Genomic DNA, 13,119 nt, shown 5'->3' on the forward strand with positions numbered 1-13,119 from the left:
ATTGGCGCGCCTTTTCGGCACCGACGGGGTACGAGGGGTCGCGGGCCGCGACCTCACGGCTCAGCTCGCCATGGACCTGTCCGTGGCGGCTGCCCACGTCCTCGGCGATGCAGGCGCGTTCGCCGCCACCGGACGTCATCCGGTGGCGGTGGTGGGCCGGGACCCGCGCGCCTCGGGGGAGTTCCTCGAGGCCGCCGTGGTCGCCGGCCTCGCGGCGTCCGGGGTGGACGTGCTGCGGCTCGGGGTGCTGCCCACGCCCGCCGTCGCCCACCTCACGGCCGCGCTCGGCGCCGACCTCGGCGTCATGTTGTCGGCCTCGCACAACCCGGCGCCGGACAACGGCATCAAGTTCCTGGCCCGCGGTGGCTTCAAGCTGTCCGACGCGGTCGAGGACGAGATCGACCGGCGGCTCGGCGAGGAGTGGAGCTTCCCCGTCGGCTCCGGCGTGGGCCGGGTGCGCGACGCCTACGGTGAGGCCGACCGCTACATCTCGCACGTGCTGACCACGATGAACCACCCGCTCGACGGGCTCAGCGTGGTCGTCGACTGTGCCCACGGCGCCGCCCACATGGTGGCTCCGGAGGCGCTGGTGCGGGCCGGCGCCCGTGTCGAGGCCATCGGGGCGCGCCCCGACGGTCTCAACATCAACGACGGCTACGGCTCCACCCATCTCGACCGGATCCGCCAGGTGGTCGTCTCGCGCGGCGCGGACCTGGGCGTGGCCTACGACGGCGACGCCGACCGCTGCCTCGCCGTCGATCACACGGGCGAGATCGTGGACGGCGACCGGATCATGGCGATCCTGGCCGGCGCCATGCACGACGAGGGCCTGCTGGCCAAGGACACCGTGGTCGCGACCGTGATGTCCAACCTGGGCTTCAAGCTGGCGATGCGCGAGGCGGGCATCTCCGTGGTGGAGACCGCGGTGGGCGACCGCTACGTGCTCGAACGCATGAAGTCCGACGGCTACAACCTCGGCGGCGAGCAGTCGGGCCACGTCATCATGCTGGACCACGCCACCACCGGCGACGGCCTGCTCACCTCGCTCCACCTGCTGGGCGTGGTGGCGAAGGCGGGCGTGCCGCTGAAGGAGCTGGCCGCGGTGATGACGCCGCTGCCGCAGATCCTCATCAACGTCAAGGACGTCGACAAGGCCAAGGCCGGCGCCGACGAGCTGACGGCCGCCGTGAGGGCGGCCGAGGCGGAGCTGGGGGAGAGCGGCCGGGTGCTGATCCGGCCGAGCGGCACCGAGCCGATGATCAGGGTCATGGTCGAGGCCGCGTCGGAGGAGCACGCCACCCAGGTGGCCAACCGGCTCGCCGACGTGGTCCGCAAGGCATGCGGCAACTGAGAACGGAAGAAGAAGGGCCCACGGGGAGCGTTCCCGTGGGCCCTTCTCGTACCCCTGGACCCTTCGCTCTGCCCAGGAGTTCCGCGGTTATTCGTCGCCGGTCAGCGAATAGACGCGCAGGCGGCGGCCCGCCCAGAAGACGCCGGCGAGCGTGACGACGATCAGGGCGGGGACGGCGAAGCCCAGCGTGACGTCCGTGCGGAAGAACGGGGAGTCGGTGATCTGGCCGGCGACGGACTGGCCCCAGGCCTGGATGGAGAACCGGCGGGCGCCCGGCACGAGGTTGCCCACGAGGCTCTCCCAGACCAGGGCGTAGATGACGCCGATCGTGACCGCGTGCCGGGTGACGACGCCGAGCAGCAGGAAGAGCGCCGCGTAGGCGATGCCCGCCACCAGGGTGCCGACGGCGAACCCGGCCGCGATGCCGGCCTCGTTCGCGACGAGGAGCCAGCCGGCGACGTACGTCGGCACCGCCGCGAACAGGGCGAGCAGCGAGACGGCCACGACGAACTTCGTCCGGATGATGACCGGCCGGGAGATCGGCTTGGACATCAGGTGGATGATCGTGCCGTCGTCGATCTCGGGGGCGATGACGCCGGTGCCGGCGATCAGGCCGAGCAGCGGCAGCATGGTGCTGAGCGCGAAGCTCTGCAGCAGCAGGACGGTGGTGCGCTGGTCGTCCTCGCCGACCAGCTTGAACAGCACGGCGAGCGCGATCAGGGCGAGGGGCAGCAGCAGGAGCAGCACGATCCGCCGCCGCCCGAGCAGGGCGCGGTAGGTGATGGCCGCGACGACGGTGTTCATCCGGTGCTCCTGTTGATCAGGTAGGAGAAGACGCTCTCCAGGTCCTCGTCGGCGGGGGAGACCTGGTGCAGGCGGACGCCCTCGGCCTGGGCGAGCTTGGGCAGCAGGCGGGCGAAGCGCCGGAACTCGGTCGCCTGGACCTCCAGGCCGTCGGGACGCAGCGTGATGCCGCCGGCCGAGGGGTCGCGGATGAGGGCGGCGGCGAGTTTCCTGTCGTCGCTGGAGCGGATCATGAACAGGTGGGGGCGGTCGGTCATGAGCCGGCGGATGTCGCGGAAGTCGCCGGAGGCGGCGTGCCGGCCGGCGACCAGCACCTCGATGTGCTGGGCGACGCGCTCGACCTCCTCCAGGATGTGCGAGCTGAACAGGATGGTCTTGCCTGCCGTGCCCATGGCCCTGATCAGGTCCATGAGGTGCAGGCGCTGGCGCGGGTCCATGCCGTTGAACGGCTCGTCCAGCAGCAGCACGGGCGGGTCGTGGACGAGCGCGGCGGCGACTTTGACGCGCTGGCGCATGCCCTTCGAGTACGTCTCCACCCGCCGGTCCTTCGGCTCCTCCATCTCGACCGTGGCGAGGGCCTTGCGGGCGGCCTGCTCGGGGTCGGCGAGGCCGTGGAGGCGGGCGGCGGACAGGACGAACTGCCAGCCGGTGAGGAAGCCGTAGACGCCCTCCCGTTCGGGGACCAGACCGATATTTCGGTAGATGTGGTGGTTCTTCCAGACGCGGTCGCCGTTGAGCGTGACCGTGCCGCCCGACGGGGCCAGGAAGCCCGCCATCATGTGCAGGAGCGTCGACTTGCCCGCGCCGTTGGGGCCGAGCAGGCCGGTGACGCCGGGGCCGATGGTCATCGTCACGTCGTTGACGGCGACGACGTTGCCGTACCAGCGGGACACCTGGGAGAGCTCGATCTTCATCGGGCGGCCGCCTTCCGGTAGCGCAGCGCGAGCGCGCCGAGGCCGATCGCGATCAGCAGCACGAGAACCGCCAGCGAGACGGGGCCGCTGGGGTAGGCGGCGCCCTCGATGGAGTGCGGCGGGGTGCCGAACAACCAGGACTGTACGGAGTCCACCAGCCAGAACGGGTTGAGCAGCCACGCCCAGGAGGCCGCGGCCTCGTTGCCGGTCGAGTAGAGGGTGCCGTAGACGATGGGCACGGACGCGGACGAGAGCAGGTAGACGACCATCACCGAGGCCACGCCGAGCCCGCGCCGCGGCGTGAACGAGGCCAGCGCCAGCCCGAACGCCGCCAGCAGCAGCGCCAGCGCGAGCGCCATGAGCATCGAGCCCGCGTACTCGCCGGTGGCCGGGTCGCCGGGCAGGTCCACGACCACCTCGCCCACGTAGATGAGGGTGAGCGGCACCGCGACGAGCAGGAACACGGCCACGGTCATGGCGGCGATCTTGGCCCCCACGTAGTCGGCGACCGAGACCGGCCGCGACAGGTAGAGCGGGAGCACGCGGTGGCGCAGGTCGGGGGCGACCACGGTGGGCGACTGCGAGGCCAGGAAGATCGCCACCACCGCCTGCATGATCACCGCGAACCCGCTGTAGGCGATGCCGCGCTCCTTGATCAGGGCCATGAGGGCGATGCTCACCACGGCGGGCATCAGCATGATGGCGACGAGCGCGAACGGCACGATCTTGCTGCGCGCCGGGCGGCCGATGCCGAAGATCCCGCGCAGGCTGTGCACGGCCAGCGCGCGGAACGAGTGGGCGCGGCCGAGCCTGGGCCCGTCGTAGTGGCGGTAGCCGATGTCGTAGATCTCAGACATGCGCCACCTCCTCCCTGAAGACGTCCTCGATGCGGTGGCGGCCCTGCTCCAGCCGGATCAGGCACAGGTCGAGGTCGGCGGCGGCGTCGCGGACGGCGTCGTACGTCTCCGGCCCCCGCACCTGCACCACCAGCAGCCGCCCCTGCGGCGAGACGGTGTGCCCGGACTCGGACAGGCGGGCGGCCAGCGCCTCCATGCCCTCGTCGACCTCGACGGTGACGGTCTGCGTGCTCTGGGTGAACTCGCCGATGGCCGACGAGCGCAGCAGCCGGCCCGCGTCGATGACCACGACGTGGTCGCAGATGCGCTCCAGCTCGCCCAGCAGGTGGGAGGTGACGACCACGCTGATGCCGAACTCGGTGCCGATGCGCCGGACGAGCGTCAGCATCTCGTCGCGGCCCCGCGGGTCGAGACCGTTGGTGGGCTCGTCCAGGAAGACCACCTTGGGGTCGTGGACGAGCGCCTGGGCCAGCTTGACCCGCTGCTTCATGCCGGTGGAGTAGCCGCCGATCGGGCGGTAGCGCTCTTCGGCGAGGCCGACGTGGCGCAGCACGTCGGCGGCGCGTTCGCGGGCCGCCGTGCGCGGCAGCCCGGACATCTGGGCGAGGTGGACCACCAGCTCGGTGGCGGAGACGTCAGGGGGCAGGCACTCGTGCTCGGGCATGTAACCGACGAGCCTGCGGATCCCGGCGCCCTGGGAGGTGACGTCCAGGTCGAGTACGCGGGCCGTGCCGCCGCTGGGCGGCAGCAGGCCGAGCAGGATCTTGATCAGCGTCGACTTGCCCGCGCCGTTGGCGCCCACCAGCCCGGTGACGCCGGGCCCGACGGTGACCGTGAGCTGGTCGACCGCGGTGACGGTGGGGAAACGTTTGGTCAGCCCCTCGGTGGCGAGGATGTGCATGAGCCGGACCCTACCTGGGGGGCCCGTGCCGTGGCCTCGGTCATACGGATGAACGTCGTCCTACTTGAGGCCAGAATCTGCGCTGGATCTGCAGGGTGACGGTGCCTGCGATGACCATCCCGAGGATGTTGACCGCGAGCTGGGACACCGAGCCCGCGACCTCCTTCCAGTCGGCCAGCGCCAGGGCCACGGCCGCGTAGCCGGCCGCGGGGACCGTGGTGACCGAGATGAACACGCCGATCAGGGCCGAGGACTTGCCCGCCGTGATCGACAGCACCCCGGCCGCGCCCGCCAGCAGCGCCACGATCAGCGACCACCGGTCGGGCTTGACGATGAACTGCACCTCGGCGTTGCTCCGCAGGTTGCCGTCGTCGATCCAGCCGAGCAGGTAGGCGGCCAGCGCGCAGGCGAAGGTGACGACGATGCCCACCAGGAAGCCGGTGACCAGCGTGCGCAGGGACGTGACGATGAGGTGCCCGTGCCGGTTGAGCAGGCCGAAGCAGATGGCGGCGATCGCGCCGAACTCGGGCCCGAGCACCATCGCGCCGACCATGAGGATCGGCGAGTTCTGGAGCACGCCGATGCCCGACAGCATGGTGGCGATGACGAAGAAGGTGAGGTACGCCCACGTGACGCGGGAGTCGGCCGACACCCGCTGCGCCAGCTCCTCCCAGATCACCGCGTCGTCGGGGTCGCCGGGCGCCTCCTCGACCGCGTCGTCGGCGACCTTGGACAGCGACAGGTCGACCCGCTCGGCCGCGATCGAGCCCTCGTCCTTGAGCCAGCCGAGCCGGCCGATCACCTCGTTGGCGGACTCGCGGGCCGCGTCGCAGAGGATGACGTCACCTCGGGGGACGCGGCCCGCGCCGGCCAGGACGACGACGTTGGTGACGCCGGGGCAGTCCTCCAGCACCGCCATCACCTCGTCGGTGCGGGCGGCCGGGCTGATCAGTCGCAGATGCAGCACGAGCCCATTGTGATCGATTGGGGGCTATCGCGCCGTCGATCGGACGTTGACGAGGTTTTGATACGGATGCCGGAAGCTCCCTGGCATGATCCGGTACAGATGCCACGAACACGGCGAAGAGTGCTGGTTCGCCGATCTCGACGACCAGGAGTGCGGGGGCAGGTTCGCCCTCTACCTGTTCGAGGAGGTGACGTTCAGGTCCGGCGAAGCCGTACCCGCCTGACCGCGTGGTCGGCCCCCTTCTTGAGCACGAGGTCGGCCCGGCCCCGGGTGGGGGCGATGTTCTCGACCAGGTTGCGCTCGTTGATGTCGCGCCAGACGTTCACGGCGAAGGCGGTGGCCTCGTCGGGGGAGAGCTCGGCGATGTGCCGGAAGTACGACTTCGGGTCCTCGAAGGCGGTGCGGCGCAGCTTGTGGAAGCGTTCGACGTACCAGGTGCGGATGGACTCCACCTTGGCGTCGACGTAGATGGAGAAGTCGAAGTAGTCGTTGACGGCGAGGGAGGTGGGCGGGGCGGGCTGCAGGACGTTGAGTCCTTCGATGATGAGGATGTCGGGGCTCTTCACGGTCTGGACCGCGCCGGGGACGATGTCGTACTCCAGGTGGCTGTAGACGGGCGCCCGCACCTCGGCCGCCCCAGCCTTGACCTCCGCCACGAACCTGACCAGCGCCCGCCGGTCATAGCTCTCCGGGAACCCCTTGCGGTGCATGATCCCCTTGGCCTCCAGCACCGCGTTGGGGTGGAGGAAGCTGTCGGTGGTGATCAGCTCCACGTGCGGATGCTCGGGCCAGCGGGCCAGCAGGGTGTGCAGCAGCCGCGCCGTGGTGGACTTGCCCACCGCGACGCTCCCGGCGATCCCCAGGATGTACGGCACCCGTTCCTCGGGATGGCCGAGGAACGCGCTCAGCACGCTGCTGCGTTGCTTGGATCCGGTGAAGTGCAGGTTGAGCAGCCGGGTCAGTGGAAGATAGATGTCCGTGACCTCGGTCAGGTCGATGGGGTCGTCCAGACCGCGCAGCTCTTCCAGCTCTTCGGCGGTGAGAGTCAAGGGCGTGTTCTTGCGGAGCTCGCTCCACCGCTCCCTGCTCAGTTCCACGTAGCCGTTGTTCACCTAGGCAGCGTAGCGATGCGCCACAAAGGGGATCATGGGCGGCCCCTGGTTCTGTGTCCACAGCCTGTGGACAAAACATGGGGATTATCGAGAGCCAGTTCGGGGAACGATGATCGATCCGGCGAAATCGTTATGCAAGGGTTGAGAGGCGGCTACCCTCTCGTCGCGTGGACCGTCGTCGCTTCCTCACCGCCATGACCGCCGCCGGCGTCGCCGGGCCGTTCGCCGGGGTCGCCTGCGCGGGACGGCAGGGCGGCGCCCAGGCCGCCCCCAGCGGCTACGGCCCGCTGCGCCCCGCCCGCGACCTGCGGGACGGCAAGGTGCGCCTGCACCTGCCCGAGGGCTTCCGCTACCGCTCCTTCAGCGCCGCGGGCGAGAAGTTCAGCGACGGCAGCGAGGTGCCCGGCAGGCACGACGGCATGGCCGCCTTCTCCGGGCCCCGAGACAGCGCGATCCTCGTACGCAACCACGAGGTCGGCGGGGCGGTCGGCGCGTTCGGCGACCGCGAGCGCGCCTACGACCCGATGGCCGGGGGCGGCACCTCGACCCTCCGGGTCACCCGGCAGGGCGAGGTCATCAGGGCCACGCCGTCGCTCACCGGCACCATGCTCAACTGCTCGGGCGGCCCCATGGCCTGGCGGGCCTGGGTGAGCTGCGAGGAGACCGTCAACGGCCCCGACGTGGCCGACGCGCCCGGCGGCGAGGGCAACGCCAGGCTCACCCAGAAGCACGGCTACATCTTCGAGGTGCCGCTCGACCGCGCCGCCACGGCCAGGCCCATCAGGGCGGCGGGCCGGTTCGCGCACGAGTCGGCCGCCTTCGACCCCTCCTCCGGCGCCCTCTACCTCACCGAGGACGACTTCGCCCATCCGTCCGGGTTCTACCGCTACCTGCCGCCCAAGCACCCGGTGCTGGCCGGCAAGCTGCTCGACGGCGGGCGGCTGCAGATGCTCGCCGTCGCCGACGCCGAGCGCGCGGACCTGTCCCTGGGGCAGCGGCCGGGGGCCGCGTACGCCACCACGTGGGTGGACATCGACGACCCCGACCCCGACTTCCGCGGCCGGCCCGCCTACAGCGAGGCGGTGCAGGCCGTCAGCCGCCAGGGACGGGCCAAGGGCGCGGCGATCTTCGCCCGGCTGGAGGGCGCGGTCTATCACCAGGGCGTGGTCTACTTCGTCTCCACCCAGGGCGGCGACACCTCGCCGGCCGACCCCATGCCCGACGGCTTCGGCAAGGGCCGCGGCCAGGTGTGGGCGTACGAGACCTGGAGCGGCACGCTCAGGCTGGTCTACGAGTCGCCGCGGGCGTCCGTCCTCGACCTGCCCGACAACATCACGGTGAGCAGGCGCGGCACGCTCGTGCTGTGCGAGGACGGCGACGGCGACAACTACCTGCGCGGGCTCACCAAGGCCGGGCAGCTGTTCGACTTCTGCCGGCTCGCGCCGATCGCCGGCGACCCCGGCGCCGAGTTCGCGGGCAGCACCTTCGGGCCGGGCGGTCACACCCTCTACGTCAACGTGCAGGCCAGGCAGGGCAGGTCGTTCGCCATCTGGGGCCCCTGGGAGCGCGGCCTGTTCTAATGGAGGGCATGATCCTGGGCATCGGCGTGGACGTGGTGGACATCGCCCGCTTCGAGCAGTCGCTCGAACGCACCCCGAGCCTGCGCGAGCGGCTGTTCACCGAGGACGAGCGGTCACTGCCCGCGCAGTCGCTGGCCGCCAGGTTCGCCGCCAAGGAGGCCGTGGCCAAGGCGCTGGGCGCGCCCCGGGGGCTGGGGCACCGGGAGGCCGAGGTCTGCCGCGGCGAGCTGGGCAGGCCCGAGCTGCGGGTGAGCGGGCGGGTGGCCGAGGTGGCGTACGAGCTGGGGGTCAAGCGCTGGCACGTCTCGCTCAGCCACGACGCGGGCGTGGCCGTGGCCTACGTGATCGCCGAGGGATAGCGCGCGGGATAGCTTCGGATCATGCGCACCGCCTACACCGCCGACCAGATCCGGGCCGCCGAGCACGTCCTCATGGCCGGGCTGCCGCCGGGCACGCTCATGCAGCGGGCCGCCGCCGGGCTCGCCGCCGCCTGCGCGGGGCTGCTCGGCCGCGTCTACGGCAGCCGCGTCGTGCTGCTCGTGGGCAGCGGCGACAACGGCGGCGACGCGCTCTACGCGGGCGAGCGGCTGGCGCGGCGCGGGGCGCGGGTGGAGGCGATCCTCGCCGGGTCGAGGGCGCACGAGGCGGGGCTCGCCGCGCTGCTGCGGGCCGGTGGGCGGGTCGCCGGGCCGGGCGCGCTGACACGGGCCGACCTGATCATGGACGGGCTGGTCGGGATCGGCGTGTCGGGGGCGCTGCGGGAGCCGTACGCGGGGCTGGCCGAGGAGGCGAACGCGGCCCGCGCCCCCGTCGTCGCCGTGGACGTGCCGAGCGGTGTGGACGCGAGCACCGGCCGCGTCCAGGGCGCCGCCGTGCGCGCCCTGGTGACCGTGACCATGGGCGCGGTCAAGACCGGCCTGCTGGTCGACCCGGGGGCCGGGCACGCCGGGCGGGTCGAGCTGGTGGACATCGGGCTCGGCCCCTGCCTGCCCGACCCCGACGTGGCCGCGCTCACCGGCGGCGACGTGGACGACCTGCTGCCGCGCCCCGGCAAGGAGTCCGACAAGTACCGCAGGGGCGTGCTCGGCGTGCTGGCCGGCAGCGACCTCTACACCGGCGCGGCCGTGCTGGCGGTGGGCGGGGCGCTGCGGGCCGGCGCCGGGATGGTCCGCTACGCCGGGCCGGCCGAGCCCGTGGCGCAGGTGCGCGCCGCCTGGCCGGAGGCCGTGATCACCCTGCTCGACCGGCCCTCCATCAAGGACGTCGGCCGGGTGCAGGCGTGGGTGCTCGGCCCGGGGCTCGGCACCGGCGACTGGGCGCACGAGCTGGCCGCCCAGGTGCTCGGCACCGGCCTGCCGGTGCTCGTGGACGCCGACGGGCTGACCGTGGTCGCGCGGGACCGCTCGCTGCTGCGCCGCGCCGCGCCCACGCTGATCACCCCGCACGCCGGCGAGCTGGCCAGGCTGATCAGGGCCGAGCGCGCGGACATCGAGGCGGCGCGGCTGCAGCACGCCCGCGCGGCGGCGGCCGAGCTGGGCGTGACCGTGCTGCTCAAGGGCTCGACCACGGTCGTCGCCGAGGAGCCCAGACCGGTCAGGGTCAACCCGACGGGCACCTCCTGGCTGGCCACCGGCGGCACCGGCGACGTGCTGTCCGGCGTGGCGGGCGCGCTGCTGGCCCAGGGGCTCGGGGCGTACGACGCGGGGTCGTGCGCGGCGTACCTGCACGGGCTGGCCGGCCGGCTGGCCGCCGACGGCGCTCCGCTGGCCGCCGCGGACGTCGCCACCGCCCTGCCGGCCGCCTTCCGCGCGGTGGCCGCCGGGGGCGCCTGAGGGTAAAAAACGCGCTCGACCACGCCCGTGAGCTGCCACACTGGAAGGATGTACTCCTCGATGGCCACGCCCGCGGAGGCGCGTGTCGACCTGGCCGCCATCAGGCACAACGTCGCCCTGCTCAAGGAGCGCACGGGCGCCGAGCTGATGGGCGCCGTCAAGGCCGACGCCTACGGGCACGGGCTGGTCCCCTGCTCGCGCGCGGCCCTGGAGGGCGGCGCGAGCCGGCTCGGCGTGGCGTTCGTCAGGGAGGCGCTGGAGCTGCGCGCGGCCGGCGTGACCGCGCCGGTCCTCGCCTGGCTCATCACCCCCGGCGAGCCGCTCGACGAGGCGCTGACGCACGACGTCGAGCTGTCGGCCGCCGACGCGCGGCTGCTCGACGAGATCGCCGGGGCCGCGCGCCGCACCGGCCGCACCGCCCGGCTGCACCTGGAGGCCGACACCGGCATGAGCAGGGGCGGCGCCCCGCTGGCCGCCTGGCCCGGGCTGCTGGCCAGGGCGCTGGAGCTGGCGGCCGAGGGTGTCGTCGAGATCGTCGGCCTGTGGTCGCACTTCGCCTGCGCCGACGTCCCTGGCCATCCGTCGGTGCAGCAGCAGCTGGAGGCGTACCACACGGCGCTGAAGCTGGCCGAGCAGGCGGGCGCGGCCGGCTCGCACGTGATCAGGCACCTCGCCAACTCCGCCGCCGCGCTCACGCTGCCCGAGGCCCGCTACGACCTCGTCCGGCCGGGCATCGCGATGTACGGCCTCAGCCCGATCCCCGAGCAGGGCGGCTTCGGCCTGCGCCCGGCGATGACCCTGGTGGCGCAGGCCGCGCTCGTCAAGCGGGTCCCGCAGGACTCCGGGGTCTCCTACGGCCACCTCTACACCACCGAGCGCGAGACCCACCTGGCCCTCGTCCCTCTCGGCTACGCCGACGGCATACTCCGGCACGCCACGGGAAGGGCGGAGGTGCTCGCGGGCGGGCGGCGAAGGCGGGTCGCCGGCCGCGTGTGCATGGACCAGTTCATGATCGACCTAGGTGACGACCTGCTCGCCGCGGGCGACGAGGTGGTGCTGTTCGGCCCGGGCGACGGGGGCGAGCCGACCGCTCAGGAGTGGGCCGATAGCCTCGGCACGATCACGCATGAGATCGTGACCAGGATCGGCTCGCGGGTGCCGCGGGTCCACACGAGCACGGGCGCTTGAGCGGGAGAAGGATCGGGGAGATGACGACGACAACACGGCGCCGCAGGGTCGGGATCGCCGGCGCGCTCGTCGGCGCGGCGTCCGCCGGGGTCGCGGCGGCGGCCATGGCCAAGCGCTACGCGGTCGGCCGCATCAGGCTGCGCCCTGACACCGAGGCCAGCGAGCCGTTCGGCGAGCTGCGGGGCAGGGAGCGCACGCACATCACCTCCGACGGCGTCGCGCTGCACGTCGAGCTCGACGGCCCCGAGGACGCGCCGCTCACCATCGTGTTCTGCCACGGCTACTGCCTCAGCCTGGAGTCCTGGCACTACCAGCGCAAGGACCTCCGGGACAACTACCGGCTGGTGCTGTGGGACCAGCGCTCCCACGGCCGCTCGCAGCGCGCCCAGGCAGACGAGAGCATGATCGACCGGCTGGGCGACGACCTGGCCGAGGTGATCGAGGAGTTCGTGCCCGGCCCCTGCGTGCTGGTCGGCCACTCCATGGGCGGCATGACGATCATGGCGCTGGCCGACCGCCACCCCGGGCTGTTCGGCGACAAGATCCGCGCCGTGGCGCTGCTGGCGACCTCCGCGGGCAAGCTGGCCGAGCTGACGCTGGGCCTGCCCGCCGCGCTGTCCAAGGTCGTCCACAAGGTGGCGCCCGGCACGGTGTCCATGCTGGGCAAGCGCGGCGCGTTCATCGACCGCACCCGCCACGCCGGCAGCGACATCGCCTTCCTCATCACCCGCTACATGGGCTTCGGCGACTCCAGGAACGTCAGCCCCACGGTCGTCGACTTCGCCGAGTCGATGATCAGGGCCACGCCCACCGAGGTCTTCGCCGACTTCTACCCGGCCCTGATGAACCACGACAAGCTGGCCGCGCTCGACGTGCTCGACCCCGTGCCCACCGCGATCATGGTGGGCGACCACGACTGGCTCACCCCGCCCGAGCACAGCAGGGCCATGGCGGCCGCGCTGCCCAAGGCCGTGCTCACCGAGGTGCCCGACACCTCGCACCTGATCCAGCTCGAACGTCCGGGCGTGGTCAACGACGCGCTGCGCGACCTGGCCAAGAGGGTGGAGCTGTGACGACGAGAGCCGCGACCGCCGAGGCCATGCGCGCGTTCGGCGCCCGCCTGGCCGCCCAGCTGCGGGCCGGCGACCTGATCGTGCTGTCCGGCCCGCTCGGCGCCGGCAAGACCACGCTGGTGCAGGGCATCGCAGAAGGGCTCAAAGTACGCGGCCCGATCACCTCGCCCACGTTCGTCATCGCCCGGGTGCACCCCTCGCTGGGCCAGGGGCCGGCGCTCGTGCACGCCGACGCCTACCGGCTGGGCGGCGACCTGGAGGTCGACGACCTCGACCTCGACGCCTCGCTGGAGGAGTCCGTCACCGTCGTCGAGTGGGGCGAAGGGCTGGTCGAGGGCCTGGCCGACGACCGGCTGGAGATCCACATCGACCGTGAGGCCGGCGACGAGGCCCGCCTGCTCACCGTGCGCGCCGTGGGGCCCCGCTGGGCCGACACGCCGGTTGATCGGCTCGAAGGCTAAAACCCCGGTCACGTCCTGGCAAAGCTGGCACCCTTGACGTACCCGGCCGAAGACATGATCGTTGGCAGGGATTCGCCCA

General features: G+C 72.4%; 14 protein-coding genes. 8 read left to right on the forward strand and 6 right to left on the reverse strand.

Annotated elements, in window-relative coordinates:
* Position 1: 1 nt before the first annotated feature.
* Positions 2–1,351 carry a phosphoglucosamine mutase gene (glmM, locus tag Nocox_RS04480; protein ID WP_020542275.1) on the forward strand — a complete coding sequence of 450 codons (1,350 nt, stop codon included), beginning with the start codon at positions 2–4 and terminating at the stop codon, positions 1,349–1,351.
* Positions 1,352–1,438: 87 nt separating this feature from the next.
* Here the strand turns inward: glmM and Nocox_RS04485 are convergent, their stop codons facing one another.
* From Nocox_RS04485 to Nocox_RS04505, 5 genes are read right to left on the reverse strand one after another with little or no spacing between them, the layout of a single operon-like run.
* The gene (locus Nocox_RS04485; protein WP_020542274.1) at positions 1,439–2,155 is read right to left on the reverse strand and encodes an ABC transporter permease; all 717 of its coding nucleotides are present in this window, start codon (positions 2,153–2,155) and stop codon (positions 1,439–1,441) included.
* Positions 2,152–3,069: an ABC transporter ATP-binding protein gene (locus Nocox_RS04490; RefSeq protein WP_020542273.1), complete on the reverse strand. Its 918-nt coding sequence runs from the start codon at positions 3,067–3,069 to the stop codon at positions 2,152–2,154. The genes Nocox_RS04485 and Nocox_RS04490 overlap by 4 nt, the downstream gene beginning before the upstream one ends.
* Positions 3,066–3,926 (reverse strand): ABC transporter permease, encoded by an 861-nt coding sequence (locus Nocox_RS04495; protein ID WP_020542272.1) that lies wholly within the window; start codon positions 3,924–3,926, stop codon positions 3,066–3,068. Before Nocox_RS04495 ends, Nocox_RS04490 begins: the two co-directional genes overlap by 4 nt.
* Complete coding sequence (locus Nocox_RS04500) at positions 3,919–4,827, reverse strand: ABC transporter ATP-binding protein (protein WP_020542271.1); 909 nt, start codon at positions 4,825–4,827, stop codon at positions 3,919–3,921. The genes Nocox_RS04495 and Nocox_RS04500 overlap by 8 nt, the downstream gene beginning before the upstream one ends.
* 40 nt (positions 4,828–4,867) lie before the next feature.
* Positions 4,868–5,794 (reverse strand): DUF389 domain-containing protein, encoded by a 927-nt coding sequence (locus Nocox_RS04505; RefSeq protein ID WP_020542270.1) that lies wholly within the window; start codon positions 5,792–5,794, stop codon positions 4,868–4,870.
* A gap of 85 nt (positions 5,795–5,879) precedes the next feature.
* Here Nocox_RS04505 and Nocox_RS04510 point away from each other — a divergent pair, with 85 nt between their 5' ends.
* A complete protein-coding gene (locus Nocox_RS04510) occupies positions 5,880–6,017 on the forward strand; it encodes a hypothetical protein (protein ID WP_020542269.1) in 138 nt (45 codons plus the stop codon).
* On the opposite strand, the gene coaA is transcribed toward Nocox_RS04510, so the two are convergent.
* Positions 5,989–6,891, reverse strand: coding sequence for a type I pantothenate kinase (coaA, locus tag Nocox_RS04515; RefSeq protein ID WP_033408646.1), 903 nt, complete (start codon positions 6,889–6,891; stop codon positions 5,989–5,991). The two genes, Nocox_RS04510 and coaA, sit on opposite strands and share 29 nt — an antisense overlap.
* Positions 6,892–7,073: 182 nt before the next feature.
* On the opposite strand from coaA, the gene Nocox_RS04520 reads away from it, so the two are divergent.
* From Nocox_RS04520 to tsaE, 6 genes are read left to right on the forward strand one after another with little or no spacing between them, the layout of a single operon-like run.
* Positions 7,074–8,486, forward strand: coding sequence for a PhoX family protein (locus Nocox_RS04520; protein ID WP_020542267.1), 1,413 nt, complete (start codon positions 7,074–7,076; stop codon positions 8,484–8,486).
* Positions 8,487–8,494: 8 nt separating this feature from the next.
* A complete protein-coding gene (locus tag Nocox_RS04525) occupies positions 8,495–8,845 on the forward strand; it encodes a holo-ACP synthase (protein ID WP_026214149.1) in 351 nt (116 codons plus the stop codon).
* A gap of 21 nt (positions 8,846–8,866) precedes the next feature.
* On the forward strand, positions 8,867–10,318 hold the full coding sequence (locus Nocox_RS04530; protein ID WP_020542265.1) for a bifunctional ADP-dependent NAD(P)H-hydrate dehydratase/NAD(P)H-hydrate epimerase: 1,452 nt from the start codon (positions 8,867–8,869) through the stop codon (positions 10,316–10,318).
* Positions 10,319–10,378: 60 nt separating this feature from the next.
* Positions 10,379–11,506, forward strand: coding sequence for an alanine racemase (gene alr / locus Nocox_RS04535; RefSeq protein ID WP_020542264.1), 1,128 nt, complete (start codon positions 10,379–10,381; stop codon positions 11,504–11,506).
* 20 nt (positions 11,507–11,526) lie between these two features.
* The gene (locus Nocox_RS04540) at positions 11,527–12,579 is read left to right on the forward strand and encodes an alpha/beta fold hydrolase (protein WP_020542263.1); all 1,053 of its coding nucleotides are present in this window, start codon (positions 11,527–11,529) and stop codon (positions 12,577–12,579) included.
* 26 nt (positions 12,580–12,605) lie between these two features.
* Positions 12,606–13,040: a tRNA (adenosine(37)-N6)-threonylcarbamoyltransferase complex ATPase subunit type 1 TsaE gene (gene tsaE / locus Nocox_RS04545; RefSeq protein WP_084685496.1), complete on the forward strand. Its 435-nt coding sequence runs from the start codon at positions 12,606–12,608 to the stop codon at positions 13,038–13,040.
* The last annotated feature ends 79 nt before the right edge of the window (positions 13,041–13,119 follow it).

The sequence above is a fragment of the Nonomuraea coxensis DSM 45129 genome (genome assembly GCF_019397265.1).
GTDB classification, from domain to species: Bacteria; Actinomycetota; Actinomycetes; order Streptosporangiales; family Streptosporangiaceae; genus Nonomuraea; species Nonomuraea coxensis.